The 16882-nt window shown below is 62.6% G+C and carries 15 protein-coding genes and 1 pseudogene; 6 read left to right on the forward strand and 10 right to left on the reverse strand.

Translation table 11 applies throughout. The features are described from left to right. Window positions 1-220 precede the first annotated feature (220 nt). Entirely contained in the window at window positions 221-937 is a 717-nt protein-coding gene (locus BHMPCIPO_RS09670; protein WP_173516529.1) for a sulfite exporter TauE/SafE family protein, read from the reverse strand. A gap of 346 nt (window positions 938-1283) precedes the next feature. Between BHMPCIPO_RS09670 and BHMPCIPO_RS09675 the strand changes: the two genes are divergently transcribed. Further along, complete coding sequence (locus BHMPCIPO_RS09675; protein ID WP_173516530.1) at window positions 1284-1703, forward strand: DUF4864 domain-containing protein; 420 nt, start codon at window positions 1284-1286, stop codon at window positions 1701-1703. Between the two features lie 12 nt (window positions 1704-1715). Here the strand turns inward: BHMPCIPO_RS09675 and tgt are convergent, their stop codons facing one another. The 5 genes from tgt to coaD all read right to left on the reverse strand — a co-directional run bounded on the left by tgt (window position 1716) and on the right by coaD (window position 5636). Continuing rightward, on the reverse strand, window positions 1716-2846 hold the full coding sequence (tgt, locus tag BHMPCIPO_RS09680; RefSeq protein WP_173516531.1) for a tRNA guanosine(34) transglycosylase Tgt: 1131 nt from the start codon (window positions 2844-2846) through the stop codon (window positions 1716-1718). Then, window positions 2847-3929 carry a tRNA preQ1(34) S-adenosylmethionine ribosyltransferase-isomerase QueA gene (gene queA / locus BHMPCIPO_RS09685; RefSeq protein ID WP_173516532.1) on the reverse strand — a complete coding sequence of 361 codons (1083 nt, stop codon included), beginning with the start codon at window positions 3927-3929 and terminating at the stop codon, window positions 2847-2849. A gap of 73 nt (window positions 3930-4002) precedes the next feature. Further along, window positions 4003-4512, reverse strand: a complete 510-nt coding sequence (locus BHMPCIPO_RS09690) for a peptidylprolyl isomerase (protein ID WP_173516533.1) — start codon at window positions 4510-4512, stop codon at window positions 4003-4005. A 22-nt stretch (window positions 4513-4534) separates the two neighbouring features. Next, on the reverse strand, window positions 4535-5107 hold the full coding sequence (locus BHMPCIPO_RS09695; protein WP_173516534.1) for a peptidylprolyl isomerase: 573 nt from the start codon (window positions 5105-5107) through the stop codon (window positions 4535-4537). A 34-nt stretch (window positions 5108-5141) separates the two neighbouring features. Then, window positions 5142-5636 carry a pantetheine-phosphate adenylyltransferase gene (coaD, locus tag BHMPCIPO_RS09700; RefSeq protein WP_173516535.1) on the reverse strand — a complete coding sequence of 165 codons (495 nt, stop codon included), beginning with the start codon at window positions 5634-5636 and terminating at the stop codon, window positions 5142-5144. A 360-nt stretch (window positions 5637-5996) separates the two neighbouring features. Here coaD and BHMPCIPO_RS33425 point away from each other — a divergent pair, with 360 nt between their 5' ends. After that, the gene (locus tag BHMPCIPO_RS33425) at window positions 5997-6125 is read left to right on the forward strand and encodes a hypothetical protein (protein ID WP_255571450.1); all 129 of its coding nucleotides are present in this window, start codon (window positions 5997-5999) and stop codon (window positions 6123-6125) included. A gap of 126 nt (window positions 6126-6251) precedes the next feature. Here BHMPCIPO_RS33425 and BHMPCIPO_RS09705 read toward each other — a convergent pair whose 3' ends face one another. From BHMPCIPO_RS09705 to BHMPCIPO_RS09715, 3 genes are all read right to left on the reverse strand, one after another. Next, the gene (locus BHMPCIPO_RS09705; RefSeq protein ID WP_173516536.1) at window positions 6252-7667 is read right to left on the reverse strand and encodes an MATE family efflux transporter; all 1416 of its coding nucleotides are present in this window, start codon (window positions 7665-7667) and stop codon (window positions 6252-6254) included. A 143-nt stretch (window positions 7668-7810) separates the two neighbouring features. Continuing rightward, entirely contained in the window at window positions 7811-9118 is a 1308-nt protein-coding gene (locus tag BHMPCIPO_RS09710) for a TCR/Tet family MFS transporter (RefSeq protein WP_173516537.1), read from the reverse strand. 169 nt (window positions 9119-9287) lie between these two features. Next, a complete protein-coding gene (locus BHMPCIPO_RS09715; protein WP_173516538.1) occupies window positions 9288-10196 on the reverse strand; it encodes a LysR family transcriptional regulator in 909 nt (302 codons plus the stop codon). A gap of 120 nt (window positions 10197-10316) precedes the next feature. Here BHMPCIPO_RS09715 and BHMPCIPO_RS09720 point away from each other — a divergent pair, with 120 nt between their 5' ends. Beyond that, entirely contained in the window at window positions 10317-11309 is a 993-nt protein-coding gene (locus tag BHMPCIPO_RS09720; RefSeq protein ID WP_173516539.1) for an aldo/keto reductase, read from the forward strand. A gap of 62 nt (window positions 11310-11371) precedes the next feature. Here the strand turns inward: BHMPCIPO_RS09720 and ypfJ are convergent, their stop codons facing one another. Further along, window positions 11372-12310 (reverse strand): KPN_02809 family neutral zinc metallopeptidase, encoded by a 939-nt coding sequence (gene ypfJ / locus BHMPCIPO_RS09725; RefSeq protein ID WP_173516540.1) that lies wholly within the window; start codon window positions 12308-12310, stop codon window positions 11372-11374. A gap of 200 nt (window positions 12311-12510) precedes the next feature. On the opposite strand from ypfJ, the pseudogene BHMPCIPO_RS32835 reads away from it, so the two are divergent. From BHMPCIPO_RS32835 to BHMPCIPO_RS09735, 3 genes and pseudogenes are all read left to right on the forward strand, one after another. After that, a pseudogene (locus BHMPCIPO_RS32835) lies at window positions 12511-12663 on the forward strand (zinc-dependent alcohol dehydrogenase family protein); the annotation flags it as partial. A gap of 214 nt (window positions 12664-12877) precedes the next feature. Next, on the forward strand, window positions 12878-16369 hold the full coding sequence (carB, locus tag BHMPCIPO_RS09730) for a carbamoyl-phosphate synthase large subunit (RefSeq protein ID WP_173516541.1): 3492 nt from the start codon (window positions 12878-12880) through the stop codon (window positions 16367-16369). Window positions 16370-16567: 198 nt separating this feature from the next. Further along, on the forward strand, window positions 16568-16843 hold the full coding sequence (locus tag BHMPCIPO_RS09735; protein WP_173516542.1) for a DUF6894 family protein: 276 nt from the start codon (window positions 16568-16570) through the stop codon (window positions 16841-16843). Window positions 16844-16882 lie beyond the last annotated feature (39 nt).

Below are 16882 nucleotides of genomic sequence, written 5' to 3' on the forward strand. Positions count from 1 at the left end.
CCTCACCCGCCCCCGCTCCTTCCTTGCAACCCGGACCAGCCGGACGGATCGGGGGCTGACCGTCAGCGCCAGCAGCGGTGCCGAGTGTCGCATTTCTAACTGGCTGGCGGCGCCGCATCTCTAATCAGCTTTGACATTGTGTGTAGCCGCAAAGTTAAAGTGTCCTGATCCTGCAAAGTAAGAATGTCACTCTCCCCGGCTTTTGATGACCCGGGAGATTTCAGCTTGCGGCACCCCATAGGAGGCTGACGCCCGCACCGAGCAACAGCGCATCCATGATGTGCCTGAACGCTTCAGGCGTCAGGCGTAGCAGAAAAGGTTTGGCAATCAGTGAGCCGACCATCAACGATCCGCCCACCAACAACCCCTTTGCCAAGGCCGCGAATGGCAGAGCGCCGAAACTTTGAAACGTGAGCGCCTTGGTGACGTAAATCGCAAGCGACGCTGCGGCTTCTGTGCCGATGAAGCTCCCTTTTGTCAGGCCGTATCCGATGAACACCGGCACGGATACGGGGCCGGTGGAAGCGACAATGCCCGTCAGGAAACCTATGGCAGCCCCCGCCAAAGCGAGATGTGGCAGCGTCAGTTGCCGTAAATTTGCGGCAAGCCAGCGGCGCATTGGGATCATGGTCAGGAAGAAGATTCCGATTGCCGCATCCACTGTGCGCGGAGGCAAAACCAACATTGTGCGCGCGCCCAGTGCTGCTGCCGGTATCCCTGTCGCCGCATAGGCCGCAACTGCATGCCAGTCGATGGAGCGCCACCATACGAGAATGCGGGAGACATTTGCCATCACGGCGGCGATGGCCATGATCGGGATGGCTTCCTTTGGGCCATTAACGTATGCGAGCACCGGCAGGAGCATCATCGAAGCGCCCGTACCGATAATGCCGCTAACGACCCCGGCGAGCAGGCCAATGATGAGGACAAGAAGCAAGCACGGGCTCCATCAATTTCTGACGTCTCACGGATAAAATTCGAGTTTTCTGATTCTGAAAAGCAGAACACCGCCCCGCTCCTGCCAGCCGTGCGAGATCCCGTTCCTCCGGTTCGAAAAAAACGTTCGCGCGGGCGTCGGGCGGCCCTGCCTGATCGGTTCATTTCGAAAAACATCACCAACTTATGATATTTAAGGAAGACTACTCAGAACATGATGTAATTATATGATTATATTTGGTAATATTGGATCGCTTGATGCCGAGAGCCGCACGCCGCTGGCACACGACCGTTTCCGAAGTGCGCGACTGTCCTATGCTCTTCAGCTCTGGCTATGGAGATCGGCGATGTTCAGGAGCTTTGTTATCGCCCTCGGGCTAGTGGCTCTGGCTGGCACAGGCGCTTCGCGCGCGGAAGAACCGGTCGATACGGTGCGATCGATCATTCAGGAGCAGATCGCCGCCTTCCTGCGTGATGATGCGGAGGCCGCCTATTCCTTTGCCTCGCCCGAGATCCGCGGCAAGTTTCCCGACAAGTCCGCCTTCTTCGACATGGTCAAGCGCGGCTATCGGCCGGTTTACCGGCCCGGCAATTTCGCCTTTGGCCGGTCGAAAGTCGTGGGCGACCAGGTGTTCCAGGAGGTGCTGATCTCGGCGCCCGATGGCAAGGACTGGACGGCGATCTACCAGCTCGTGAAGCAGCCGGATGGCAGCTACAAGATCAATGCCGTGATGATGCTGCAGTCGGCGCCAGGGCCGGCGATTTGAGTGCCTCGCGCCTCACACTGGCGGCAGGTCCCCTCGCCGCCAGTTTTCCTGGGTTTCGGCCATGAAGTCGGCAAAGCGCCCCTCGTCGATCGCCAGGCGAATGCCGGCCATGAGTTCCTGATAGTAGGCCAGGTTGTTCCAGCTCAGAAGCATGCCGCCAAGCGACTCGTTCGAACGGATCAGGTGATGCAGATAGGCGCGCGAATAGTCGCGCGTCGCCGGGCATGAGGATTGTTCGTCGAGCGGGCGCATGTCTTCGGCATGCCGCGCATTGCGCAGGTTGATGCGGCCGTGGCGCGTGAAAGCAAGGCCGTGGCGTCCCGAACGGGTCGGCATCACGCAGTCGAACATGTCGATGCCCTCAGCCACCGACTTCAGGATATCGTCGGGTGTGCCGACTCCCATGAGGTAGCGCGGCTTGTCCGCCGGCATGATCGGGCAGGTGATGTCGAGCATGCGCAGCATCACCTCCTGCGGCTCGCCGACGGCGAGACCGCCGACGGCGTATCCTTTGAGATCGAGGCCTTTCAGCGCTTCGGCCGAGCGCTCACGCAGCTTCGGGATATCGCCACCCTGCACGATGCCGAACATCGCCTTGCCCGGCTGGTTGCCGAAGGCGACCTTGCAGCGTTCGGCCCAGCGCAGCGACATTTCCATCGCGCGCTCGATTTCCTTGGGTTCAGCCGGCAGCGCCACGCATTCGTCGAGCTGCATCTGGATATCGCTGTCGAGCAGACCCTGGATCTCGATCGAGCGTTCCGGCGACATATGGAAGATTGCGCCATCGACGTGGCTCTTGAAGGTGACGCCCTGCTCGTCGAGCTTGCGCAGGCCGGCAAGCGACATGACCTGGAAGCCGCCCGAATCGGTGAGGATCGGTCCCTGCCAGCGGATCAGCCCGTGCAGGCCGCCAAGCCGGGCGACGCGCTCGGCGCCGGGGCGCAGCATCAGGTGGTAGGTGTTGCCGAGAATGATGTCGGCGCCGAGATCCTTCACCTGGTCGAGATACATCGCCTTGACCGTGCCGACCGTGCCGACCGGCATGAAGGCCGGCGTGCGGATCGTGCCGCGCGGCATGGAAACCTCGCCGCGACGTGCCTTGCCGTCGGTTTTGTGGAGCTTGAACTGGAAGGTCTCGGTCATCTAGTCTTTCCGGAAGAGCAGGCTGGCATCGCCATAGGAATAGAAGCGGTAGCCGGTCTCGATCGCATGTGTGTAGGCCGCGCGCATCGTTTCCAGGCCCGAGAAGGCCGAGACCAGCATGAACAGGGTCGATTTCGGCAGGTGGAAATTGGTCATCAGCATGTCGACGGCACGGAAGCGATAGCCGGGCGTGATGAAGATGCCGGTTGGCCCCGACCACGGACTGACGAGGCCGTCGTCGGAAGTCGCGCTCTCGATCAGCCGCAGCGAAGTCGTGCCGACGCAGACGATGCGCCCGCCCCTCGCCTTGACGGCATTGAGTCGTTCGGCGGTGCGGGCGTCGACATGGCCGATCTCCTGATGCATCACATGATCATCGGTATCGTCAGCCTTGACCGGCAGGAACGTTCCCGCCCCGACATGCAGTGTCACGAAGTGCCTTTCGATGCCGGCCTCGTCGAGCTTGGCGAAGAGACGGTCGGTGAAGTGCAACCCTGCCGTGGGCGCGGCAACCGCGCCCTCCTCCCGGGCATACACCGTCTGATAGTCAGCGCGGTCCCGGGCGTCTTCGGCGCGTTTCGAGGCGATGTAGGGCGGCAAGGGAATATGGCCGACCGCCATGATCGCCTCGTCGAGCGATGGGCCCGAAAGGTCGAAGCGCAGCGTCACCTCGCCGGCATCGCCCTTCTCTTCCACGGTCGCGTCGAGCATGCCGAGCATGCAGCTCGCGCCTTCATGGCCAAAGGCGATGCGGTCACCGACCTTCAGCCGCCGCGCCGGGCGGGCAAAGGCCTTCCAGCGATCGGGTGCTGTCCGCATGTGCAGCGTCAGCGAGACGGACGTGGTGATCTCCTCGCCGCGGCGCCGAATGCCTTCCAATTGTGCCGGGATGACCTTGGTGTCGTTGAAGACCAGTGCGTCGCCCTCCCTGAGGAACGACGGCAGGTCGAGCACGCCCTTGTCGGACAGAACTTCCGGGCCACCAGGGTGAACGACGAGCATGCGGGCGCTGTCGCGTGGGCTTGCGGGCCTAAGCGCAATCGAGGTTTCCGGAAGGTCGAAGTCGAACAGGTCTACGCGCATCGTTATCTTCAGACAAAAGCAAACCCGCCCCGGCGCGTTCGGCGACCGGGGCGGGTCCGTGCATTAGCGCAAATCAGGCGTCGGCGGCAACCCGCATCGTTACGATCGAGTCGGGATCGCGCACCGGTTCGCCGCGCTTGATCTTGTCGACATTGTCCATGCCCTCGATGACCTGACCCCAAACGGAGTATTGCTTGTTGAGCCAGGGGGCATCGGTGAAGCAGATGAAGAACTGCGAGTTAGCCGAGTTCGGCATCTGGCTGCGGGCCATCGAGCAGGTGCCGCGAACGTGGCTGACGTTCGAGAATTCGGCCTTCAGATCCGGCTTGGAGGAGCCGCCCATGCCGGCACGCGCCGGGTTGAAGTGCTCGCCGCCGGTCTTGCCGTACTGAACGTCGCCGGTCTGCGCCATGAAGTCCTCGATCACTCGGTGGAACACCACGCCGTCATAGGCACCTTCGCGAGCCAGTTCCTTGATGCGGGCGACATGGCCCGGAGCGACGTCAGGCAGAAGCTCGATGACGACCCTGCCCTTGGTGGTCTCCAGGATGATCGTGTTTTCCGGATCCTTGATCTCGGCCATGGGTTTTCTCCTTCTGTTGACTTTACTTGCCGACCTTGACGTTGATCATGCGGTCGGGATCGGTAACGGAGCCGTTGTTGGCATCGTCGCCGAGCTTGATCTTGTCGACGTTCTCCATCCCGGAAACGACCTTGCCGACGACAGTATACTGGCCGTTCAGGAAGTCTCCCGGGGCGAACATGATGAAAAACTGCGAGTTGGCGCTGTTCGGGTCCTGCGAGCGGGCCATGCCGACCGTGCCGCGCTCGAACGGAACGTCGGAGAACTCCGCCGGCAGGTCGGGCCGCGAGGAACCACCGGTGCCGGCAGCCTGCGGCTGGTAGCCGTTTTCCATGTCGCCATACTGCACGTCGCCGGTCTGGGCCATGAAGCCCTTGATCACGCGGTGAAAGGCAACGTTGTCATATTCGCCGGCGGCGGCAAGCGCCTTGATCTGCTCGACATGCTTCGGAGCAATGTCCGGACGCAGTTCGACGACGACAGGCCCATCCTTGAGCGTGATCGTGATGAAGTTGTCGGCCGATTGTGCGATCGCCGTTCCCGTCCAGGAGGCAAGCGCAAGGGCGCCGGCGAAAGCGAGGTGGAGGATTTTCATGGTTTCTCCCTGCGTGGTGAAATTGTGCCGCGCGTCAGGCGCGGCGTTTGGCCTGCAGCGCTTGGTAAACTGCCGCGGGCACGAAGGCGCTGACGTCACCGCCCATGGCCGCGATCTGGCGGACCAATGTGGCCGTAATGGGCCGCGATGCCGTGCCCGCGGGCAAGAATAACGTCTGGATGTCGGGGGCCATCTGCCGGTTCATGCCGGCCATCTGCATTTCGTAGTCGAGGTCCGTGCCGTCGCGAAGCCCGCGCACCAGCAGTTTCGCGCCGCGGGCGCGCGCCGCGTCGACGACCAGATTGTCGAAGGCGACGACTTCGATGTCACCGGCCCTTTCGGGGAGAAACTCCTGCAGTGACTGACGGATGAGCTCGGCGCGTTCTTCGAAGGAAAACAGCGGCGCCTTCCCCGGATGGATGCCGATCGCGACGATGACCTTCGCCGCCACGTTCAGTGCCTGCACGAGCACGTCGAGATGCCCGTTCGTCATTGGATCGAAGGAGCCGGGATAGAATGCCGTGGTCATTGCACCTGTTTCCGTTTGGTGAAGCCTTTTGTCACGTACGGCGACGGACCGCAAGAGTTGTGCCGATGGCTGAGGACTGTTCCCTGGGAAACAGCGGGGCGGAAAGAATGAATGCTAGATGAATGTCATGTTCAACGGTGCTTCACACGCAGAACGTTAGTGTAGCGCCATAAACAACGGAACTTTTCGAACGTATTGCCGTTTAGGATGCGAAAGGATTACGGCTATGGGACTTGCTCTGTTTTCGATGGCGATGTTTTTCACGATGCTTTTCGCGACGATTCAAGGACTTCGCAACGAGTCCCGTGACCGGCGCGAGCAATTCGTGACCCAGAAGATCTTCCGTTGACGGAGGGCGTCATGGCCACCCTGTTCATGATCGCGGCTGCGGTCATCAGTTTCGTTTTTTTGATCGATTTTGCCCGGACGATACGCGACCTCCAGCGCGATCGCCAGGGTTCGGAGCGGCTCGACGGATTCAACGTCTAGCAGCCCACGGCTTCGCGAATGAAGCTTGGTAATAAGCGGTCGTCGTTCCTTCCCTTCCCCTGAGGCGACCGCCATTGCAAGCCGGACGGCATCCCCTGCCCGTCCGGCTTTTTCTTGGCCAGGCGCTCACCGCGCCTTGGCTGGTTGGGCAGCCCTTGCCGAAATCCCGTTGATCATCCGGAAGAAGCGCCAATTCAACAATAACGCCGCCGCGGCAAGGCCAAGGACGAATCCGAACCAGACACCGATTCCGCCGAAGTTGAACGGGAAGGCGAAGGCCCAGGCGCAGACGAAACCGATCGGCCAATAGGATATCATCGCCAGCAGCATCGGCACCTTGGTATCCTTCAGGCCGCGCAGCATGCCGGCAGCGATTGCCTGCATGCCGTCGACGAGCTGAAAGGCGCCGGCAATGACGATGAGCGGCGCGGCAAAGGCAAGCACGGCGGCGGCATCCGGCCGATCGGTATCGAGATAGAGCGCGGCGAGCTGGCTCGGGAAAAACGCATAGATCGCACTGCCGACGACGGCAAAGCCGGCTCCGAGGACCAGAGACGCAATCGCCGCGCGCCGCACGCCCAGCAGGTCGCCGCGACCAAAGGCAAGCCCGACGCGAACGGTGGCCGCCTGCGCGATACCAAGCGGGATCATGAAGGCGATCGAGGCGAACTGCAGCGCGATCCCGTGCGCGGCAAGCTCGATCGTACCGATCGTGCCCATCAGCAGCGATGCGACGGTAAAGAGGCTGACCTCGGCGAGGATCGTCAGCGAGATCGGAATGCCGAGATGGACGACCTCGCGGAAAGCAGCCCAGTCGGGCCGCCAGAAGCGCACGAAGAGCTCGTACCGGTTGAGCTCAGGTTTGCTCTTGATATAGCCGATCGTCAGCGCCGCGCCGAGCAGCGCCACGCCAAGGGCCGCCACCGCAGCACCGAAGATGCCGAGCTTAGGAAAGCCGAAATGGCCATAGATCAGCACGTAGCAGAGGGTGGCATTGAGCACGAGCGTCGCCAGCGTCACGTAGAGAATGACCCCTGCCCGCTCCAAACCGCTCAGGAATGCTCGCAGCACCATGAAGATGAGGCCCGGGAAGATCGCCCATTGCGCAACGTGGATATATTCGGCCGCAAGCGCTGCCACCTTCGGCTGCTGCCCGGCAAAGAGCAGGATCGGTTCGGCCATCCAGAGGATCGGCGCCGTCAGCACGCCATAGAGCAGGACGACCCACATGCCCATGCGCACGGAGCGGCGCACCGAGACCTTGTCGCCCCGCCCCACGGCCTGCGCTGCCATCGGCACCACAGCGTTCGCAAAGCCGCTGCCGAAGATGTAGACGGTGAAATACATTTGCGTCGCCAGGATGATCGCAGCAAGCTCGGTTGCGCCGAGCTTGCCGACCATCAGAACGTCCGTCGTGTTGATCGCGAGTTGGGCAAGCTGGGCACCGACGAACGGCACGCCGAGATGGAAGCTTGCGCGATAATGCGTCCGCCAGGAGTTGTCGGTCGTCAACGGTATCGAGCTCGCATTCGCGGTCAGCATGGCAGATTCCTGGCAGTCGGCGCGGCCCCGGGCCGCAACTGGAAGTCGGAGGGAGGAAAACCGGAAATAGAATACCGCCGGGAAAAGAGCCAGCCGCTAGGGCGGCTTTGCTCAAACTTTCATCGATAGATCACGAAAATTGATCAATTTCCGTGCATTCTCGGTCGTTCCACCGTTTCAACCGCTGCTGCGGCAACGACCGGCGCGTCCGTCTCCAACGCTTGTGGCCCGACCGCGCTGCTCCTGGGTATTTTCAACAGGAAGACGACGAGCGCGCCGACGAGGAAGCAACTCGCAAGCGCATAGGGAGCGCCGGCGAAAGCGACGGGAGCGCCGGGACTGGTGAAGTAGCCGAAGGCCTGGGTGAAGATCAGCGGGCCAATGATCGTGGTGATGCTGCCGATGCTGGTCAGCGCACCCTGAAGTTCTCCCTGTGCCGACGGTGGGACATGCGCGGCTGCGATGCTGCGCAGCGGCGGATCGGCGAGGCTTTCGAGCGCGGTCGCGATGATCACCGCATAGATCATCCATCCCTGCCAGGCGCCGGCATAGCCGATGGCGCCGAGCGTCGTGAAGGTCAGTCCGAGCACCGCCGTCCGCCACTCGCCAAGCCGCGGCACGACACGCGGCAAAATGACGGCCATGACGAACGCGCCGCCGATGCCGAAGATCCCGAGCGAAAGCCCGATCTGCCCCTCGCTCCAGCCATAGCGATAGTTGGATACGAAGGACCAGACTGCCGGATAGACGGAATGGGCGAGCCAGAAGAGAAAAAACACCAAGCCGACCCAGCCGATACCGGGATAGTTGCGCATCTGCTTCAGAGCACCGAGCGGATTGGCGCGTTTCCACTCGAAACGGCGGCGATTGGCGCGATCCAGTGTCTCCGGCAGCAGAAACACGCCGAGGATGAAATTCAGGAAGGAGAGCGCTGCGGCACCGTAGAACGGCACGCGCGGACCCAATTCCCCGAGCAGGCCGCCGAGCACGGGACCAAGGGCGAAGCCAGTCCCGAAGGCAATGCCGATCAGCCCAAAATTCTTGGCGCGGTTCCCGTCGTTGCTAATGTCGGCGATATAGGCCGATGCGGTGCCGAAGCTCGCTCCGCTGATGCCGGCGAGAATGCGGCCGATGAACAGCATCCAGTAGCTGGTAGCGAGCGCGCAGATCAGATTGTCGAGCGCGAAGGTGAAGACGGACGCGAGTAGGACCGGGCGTCGGCCGAATCGGTCGCTGAGATTGCCGATCAGCGGGGCGAAGAGAAACTGCATCGCCGCATAGACGAGCAGCAGCCAGCCGCCATCTATCGCCGCCTCGCTGACATTGGATCCGGTCAGCTCTTCCAGATAGGTCGGCAACACCGGAACGATGATCGCGATGCCGAGGATATCCAGGAACAGGATGAGGAAGACGAGGAACAGGCCGCGTCGCACAAATTTCTCGTCGAGCATGCGATTCTTCCCCCGTGCGGCCTGCCTCAGGGTGAGAGACAGAACGTGAACGACGCTACCAATTTAGGTGTAACGGATCATTTTGCGCGAAACAATCCGTGAACATCTCAAATTATCTGATGAGATTATCGCAATGGTTGATGCGTCGCGTGACGGGGGCGACCGCCTGTCACGCATGGTCGCGCCGTTGCTCGAGCTTCAAGAAATCGACGAAGGCGCGCAGCGGCGCCGGCATGTGCCTGCGGCTTGCATAATACAGAAACGGCCCGGAAAAGCTGGTCGTCCAGTCATCGAGGATGGGCACGAGCTGCCCGATCGCGATCGCAGGCGCCACGAACTCCTCGAAGGTGCGGATGATGCCAAGCCCGTCGATGGCGGCGCCGATTTCGAGGTCGATCGTGTTGGCGGTCACCACAGCGGGCGGCGCGATCGTCAGCGCCGCGTCGCCTTCGCCGAACTCCCAGGGAAGGGAAATGCCGCTGGCGAAACGGTGACGAATGCAGCGATGTTCGAGCAGGTCGCGTGGATGGCGCGGCACCCCTCGCCTCGCGAGATAATCCGGGGCCGCGGCCGTAACATAGCGTTGCCGGCTCGGCCCGATGGGGATCGCGATCATGTCGCGCTCGACGCGTTCCTCGTAACGCACGCCGGCATCGAACCCGGCCGCCAGAACGTCGACGAAGCCATCTTCCGCCGTCACTTCCAACGAGATCGCCGGGTGCTCGCTGAGGAATCGACCGACGATCGGTGGTAGGATTTCGCGGGCGACGATGGTTGGGACATTGAGCTTCAGCGTTCCCGCCGGACTGTCGCGCATTTCGTTGACCTGCTCGAGCGCGCCGGCAATTTCGCCGAGTGCAGGCGAAAGCCGATCGAGCAGCCGCGTGCCGGCCTCCGTGAGCGTGACGCTGCGGGTCGTGCGGTTCAGCAGGCGCACTTGCAGCTTCGCTTCCAGCCGGCGCAGCGCCTCGCTGAGCGACGACGCGGAAACGCCACGCTTCTTCGCTGCCGCGCGGAAGCTGCGCGCGGAGGCAACGGCGGTGAAGGCATCGAGATCGGCGAGCGGCAGGTCGTTCATTGTGCGGAATTTCGTACAAGTCGTTCGGTTGAGATCGGATTATCGCACGACGCCGATCGAAGTAAACAAGAGACCGAGCAAACGGCCGGCAGATTTCGGCCTTGTCGAAGGAGAACACGAATGGATTACGTTTCACTCGGAAAGACCGGCCCGTCGGTGTCGGTCCTCGGCCTCGGTTGCATGGGCATGTCCGGCATGTACGGCCCGGCCGATCGTGCCGAAAGCATCGCTACCATCCATGCCGCGCTGGAGGCCGGCATCACGCTGCTCGACACCGGCGACTTCTATGGTATGGGCCATAACGAGATGCTGATCGGCGAGGCGCTGAAAGGCGGAAAACGCGAGAAGGCGTTGTTGAGCGTGAAGTTCGGCGCCTTGCGTGATGCCGCCGGCAACTGGTCCGGCTACGATTGCCGCCCCAAGGCCATCCGCAACTTTCTCGCCTATTCGCTGCAGCGGCTCGGTGTCGACCATATCGACGTCTATCGCCCCTCCAGGCTCGATCCCGACGTTCCGATCGAGGACACCATTGGTGCGATCGCCGACATGGTGAAGGCTGGATACGTCCGACATATCGGCCTCTCCGAAGTCGGCTCCGAAACCATCCGCCGCGCTGCTGCCGTCCACCCGATCTCGGATCTGCAGATCGAATATTCGCTGATATCACGCGGTATCGAGTCGGAGATCCTGCCGACCTGCCGCGCTCTCGGCATTGGCGTCACCGCCTACGGTGTTCTCTCGCGCGGCCTGATTAGCGGTCATTGGCAGAAGGGCGCGGTCGGCAAGGGCGATTTCCGCGCCATGAGCCCGCGGTTCCAGGAGGGCAACATCGACAAGAACCTCGCCCTCGTCGAGGCGCTGAGGCAGATCGCCGATAGCAAGGGCGTTTCGGTGGCGCAGATCGCGATTGCCTGGGTGGCGGCACAGGGCCAGGACATCGTGCCGTTGATCGGGGCGCGCCGGCGGGATCGCTTGGCGGAAGCCCTCGCCTCGCGCGATATCACTCTCAGCTCCGGCGATCTGGCTGCGATCGAAAAGGCGGTTCCGAAAGACGCCGCCGCGGGCGCCCGCTATCCAGAAGCCCTGCTCGCCCATATGGACAGCGAACGCTGACCACGACAAACGACAAGGGCCGGCAATCGTGCCGGCCCTGATGGCATCTTGCGGCGCTGCGGTCAGACGGCACCCGAGAAGGTATCGCAGGCCGACATCTTGCCGCTATCGAAGCCACGCTTGAACCAGCGCATGCGCTGTTCGGAGGTGCCGTGGTTGAAGCTTTCCGGAACGACATAGCCCTGCATGCGCTTTTGCAGCGTGTCGTCGCCAATCTGGGTGGCGGCGTTCAGCGCTTCCTCGAGGTCGCCCGTTTCCAGCAGACCCTTCTGGTCCGTATATTTGCCCCAGACGCCGGCGAAGCAATCGGCCTGCAGCTCGACGCGGACAGACATCTGGTTCGCTTCAGTCTCGCTCATCGACTGGCGCATCTGGTTGAACTTCGGCAGGACGCCGATCAGGTTCTGGACGTGATGGCCGACCTCGTGCGCGACCACATAGGCCTGGGCGAAGTCGCCCGATGCATCGAACTTCTGTGCGAGTTCGTCGAAGAAGCTCATGTCGAGATAGACCTTGTGGTCCCCCGGGCAATAGAACGGCCCGGAGGCGGCAGACGCGAAACCGCAAGCCGAGCGCACCTGGCCGCGGAAGAGCACCATCTTCGGCTCTTCGTATTGTTTGCCGCTCGCCTGGAAGATGCCGTTCCAGGTATCCTCGGTCTCGGCGAGCACGGTCGCCATGAAGGCCTTCATTTCCTCTTCCTCAGCCGAGCCGCGCGGCGCCGGTGAACCGTCGCTCTGCTCGAAGCCGGGCAACTGCATCTGACCGCCGCCGCCTTCCAGCACCTGCAGCATGTCGATGCCCATGGCCTTGAGGATGAAGTAGAGGATGACGAGGAAGATGATCGTGCCAAAGCTCATGCCGCCGCCGGCGCGACGCATGCCGCCTCCGCCGCCCGGCATGCGAAAACCGCCGCCGCGCCCGAACGGATTGCCGCCACCCGGGCTCGCGCCGCGCTGATCTTCGATGTTTTCGGATTGGCGGCGGCCTTTCCATTCCATGATCTGTCCTCCCAGCCTCGGTAAACAGGCGTTGTCGGTTTGCTCTTTTATAGGACGGGCCTATCGTCGTTGTAAAACGCAATTGCCACCCGTAAGTTCGCGATCTGGCCAGACTTTTTGCTGCTTCGGGCTGGACCCGCGAAGGTTTTTCGCAACCCAGGTCGCGCTCTGTCGCCTCGGTACGCGCGGCTTTCTTGACCCTCGGCCGCTTTATCGCTCCTATGCATCCGGGGTCTATCGAGATCGACAAGCTGATTTCACGGCGCGTAACACTCGATGAGGCCGCCGGTGTCATCTCACACCCTCCGGCGGCCGGGGAAGTCAAGGTTCTGGTGATTCCCGGTCGCGCCTGACGTTTGGCGCGGATTTGGCGCTGCCGAGAGAACGAGAAAGCAGAGGACGCGCAAATATGCGGGCTTCTTGTCGATTCCGGAATTTTCGGGGTTTCGCTTGCAGATACATTTGCCTATAAGCCGCTTCTAGCCTGAAAAGACCATCAATGCGTGCCCGGCCGGTGACCTCCCACTTTGGCCGGTTTTTCGCGCAGCTAGAAACGGATGACCGACCATGCCGAAGCGCCAAGACATCAAGTCCATTCTTATCATCGGCGCGGGGCCGATCGTCATCGGTCAGGCATGCGAATTCGACTATTCCGGCACCCAGGCCTGTAAGGCGCTGAAAGAGGAAGGCTACCGCGTCATCCTCGTCAACTCCAACCCGGCAACGATCATGACCGATCCGGGCCTCGCCGACGCAACCTACGTCGAGCCGATCACGCCGGAAGTCGTCGCCAAGATCATCGCCAAGGAGCGCCCGGACGCGCTGCTGCCGACCATGGGCGGCCAGACCGCGCTCAACACGGCGCTGTCGCTGCGCCGCATGGGCGTTCTCGACCGCTACAATGTCGAGATGATCGGCGCGAAGCCGGACGCGATCGACAAGGCCGAAGACCGCGCGCTCTTCCGCGAAGCCATGGCGAAGATCGGCCTCGAAACGCCGAAGTCGCGGCTGGCGAACGCCACCGACATCAAGGACCACGACCGCAAGGTGCATGAGGCCGAGCGCGCCGAACTGAAGAACCGTCTTTCTGGCCCGGAACTCGACAAGGCGCTCGACGAGCTCGAGAACCAGTGGAACCTCGGCGAAGGCGATCGCAAGCAGCGCTACATGAACCATGCGATGGCGATTGCCGCACAGGCGCTCGACGATGTCGGCCTGCCGGCGATCATCCGCCCGTCCTTCACCCTTGGCGGCACCGGCGGCGGCATTGCCTACAACCGTACTGAATTCTTCGACATCGTCGGCAGCGGTCTCGATGCTTCGCCGACCACTGAAGTGCTGATCGAAGAATCGGTGCTCGGCTGGAAGGAATACGAGATGGAAGTGGTCCGCGACACCGCGGACAACTGCATCATCATCTGCTCGATCGAGAACATCGATCCGATGGGCGTGCATACCGGCGATTCAATCACCGTTGCCCCGGCGCTGACGCTGACGGACAAGGAATACCAGATCATGCGCAACGCCTCGATCGCGGTGCTGCGCGAGATCGGGGTCGAAACCGGTGGCTCGAACGTCCAGTTCGCCGTCAACCCGGAGAACGGCCGCCTGGTCGTCATCGAGATGAACCCGCGCGTTTCGCGCTCCTCGGCGCTCGCATCGAAGGCGACCGGCTTCCCGATCGCCAAGATCGCGGCGAAGCTCGCGATCGGCTACACGCTGGACGAGCTCGACAACGACATCACCGGCGGCGCGACGCCGGCATCATTCGAACCGTCGATCGACTACGTCGTCACCAAGATCCCGCGTTTCGCCTTCGAGAAGTTCCCGGGTGCCTCGCCGGTTCTGACGACCGCCATGAAGTCGGTCGGTGAAGTCATGGCGATCGGCCGTACCTTCGCCGAATCGCTGCAGAAGGCGCTGCGCGGCCTCGAAACCGGCCTCACCGGGCTCGACGAAATCGAAATCCCCGACATGGACGACGACGGCGATGGCCGCAACGCCATCCGCGCTGCGATCGGCACGCCGACGCCGGACCGGCTGCGCATGGTTGCCCAGGCGCTCCGCCTCGGCATGAGCGAGGCGGACGTTCACGAGGCGAGCAAGATCGATCCGTGGTTCATCGCCCAGTTCAAGGCGATCGTCGACATGGAGGCGCGCATCCGCGAGCACGGCCTGCCCGAGGATGCCGAAAACCTGCGCATGCTGAAGGCCATGGGCTTCTCCGACGCCCGGCTCGCCACGCTCGGCGGCAGGCGCCCGAAGGAAGTGGCGGAACTGCGCAATGCATTGAATGTCCGTCCGGTCTACAAGCGCATCGACACCTGCGCTGCCGAGTTCGCCTCGCCGACGGCCTACATGTACTCGACCTATGAAACGCCCTTCGTCGGTGCCGCGCGCTCCGAGGCCGGCGTTTCCGACCGCAAGAAGGTCGTCATCCTCGGCGGCGGTCCGAACCGCATCGGCCAGGGCATCGAGTTCGACTATTGCTGCTGCCACGCGGCCTTCGCGCTGAAGGATGCCGGCTACGAAGCGATCATGATCAACTGCAACCCGGAGACGGTTTCGACCGACTACGACACCTCCGACCGCCTTTATTTCGAGCCGCTGACGGCCGAAGACGTGATCGAGATCATGCGCGCCGAGCAGGAGAAGGGTGAACTCGTCGGCGTCATCGTGCAGTTCGGCGGCCAGACGCCGCTGAAGCTCGCCGAAGCGCTGGAAAAGAACGGCATCCCGATCCTCGGCACCGCACCGGATGCGATCGACCTTGCCGAAGACCGCGACCGCTTCCAGAAGCTCCTGATGAAGCTCGACCTCAACCAGCCGCGCAACGGCATCGCCTACTCGGTCGAGCAGGCACGCCTCGTTGCTGCCGAGATCGGCTTCCCGCTGGTCGTGCGCCCGTCCTACGTTCTCGGCGGCCGCGCCATGCAGATCATCCATTCGGAAAGCATGCTGCAGACCTATCTGCTCGACACGGTTCCGGGCTTGGTTCCGGAAGACATCAAGCAGCGCTACCCGAACGACAAGACCGGCCAGATCAACACGCTGCTCGGCAAGAACCCGCTGCTTTTCGACAGCTACCTGACAAACGCCACGGAAGTGGACGTCGACTGCCTCTGCGACGGCAAGGACGTCTTCGTCTCGGGCATCATGGAACATATCGAGGAAGCCGGCATTCACTCGGGCGACAGCGCCTGCTCGCTGCCGGTGCACACGCTCGACACGGCCCTGGTCGACGAACTCGAGCGCCAGACGGCAGCACTTGCCAAGGCGCTCAATGTCGGCGGCCTGATGAACGTGCAGTTCGCGATCAAGGACGGCACGATCTACGTGCTCGAAGTCAACCCGCGCGCCTCGCGTACCGTGCCCTTCGTCGCCAAGACGATCGGCGCGCCGATCGCCAAGATCGCGGCCCGCGTGATGGCTGGCGAAGCGCTGGATGTGGCGATCGCCGCCTATGGCGAGAAGCCGGATCCGCGCAACCTGAAGCACATTGCAGTGAAGGAAGCGGTCTTCCCCTTCGCGCGCTTCCCCGGCGTCGACACGCTGCTCGGCCCGGAAATGCGCTCGACCGGCGAAGTCATCGGTCTCGACACCGACTATGCGCTCGCCTTCGCCAAGTCGCAGCTCGGCGCCGGCGTCGACCTGCCGCGCGATGGAACGGTGTTCGTTTCGGTGCGCGACGAGGACAAGACCCGGGTTCTTCCGGCGATCCGCATTCTCGTCGACATCGGCTTCAAGGTCATGGCCACGGCGGGCACTGCTCGCTTCCTCGGTGAAAACGGCATTGCCGCGACCAAGGTCAACAAGGTCCAGGAAGGCCGGCCGCACGTCGAGGACGCGATCCGCAACCGTCAGGTCCAGCTGGTCATCAACACGACCGATGGCAACAAGGCGATTTCGGACTCGAAGTCGCTGCGCCGTGCAACGCTGATGCAGAAGGTGCCCTACTACACCACCATGGCCGGCGCGGAAGCGGCAGCGCATGCAATCAAGGCGCTGAAGGCCGGCAGCCTCGAAGTGCGCCCGCTGCAGAGCTACTTCAAGGCCTGATAGTACGAGCGGCGCGCGACGATCTCGCGCGCCGCTTCCAGTCCTGACGATCGACCGCCATCCGCGCTTTCGTCCACCCGGTCCGGCTGAATGCCGCATGAATGGGCGGTTCAGGCTGCGTTCGTCCACATCGTGCTCCAATGTGTCAGCGCTTGGGGATCGGAGGGGCCTCCGGCGGGCGCGCTACGGGGCAAGATCGTGCAACTCTATTTTTTCGATTTGCATTGGGGCGACGAGCACTTCGTCGACGAGGACGGCATCATCCATTTCGACGAGGGCTCGGCCCTCTATTATGGCCAGCGCATCGCCGACAGGATCGGCCGCGATGCGGACTATGGATCGCTGAGGGTCGAGGTCTTCTCCGGCAATCGCAGGCTGCTTGCGACCATCGTTCCGTCGAGCGGCCGTGGCGGCGAGCAGCGCGCGCTACTTGGGCGCCGCTACGTCGGCGCCCCGCTCCACGCGGCCGCCTAGAGCATTTTGCAGTCAAGTGGAATCACCTGACGTCGCACA

Origin of the sequence: Ensifer sesbaniae (assembly GCF_013283665.1) — a bacterium.
GTDB classification, from domain to species: Bacteria; Pseudomonadota; Alphaproteobacteria; order Rhizobiales; family Rhizobiaceae; genus Ensifer; species Ensifer sesbaniae.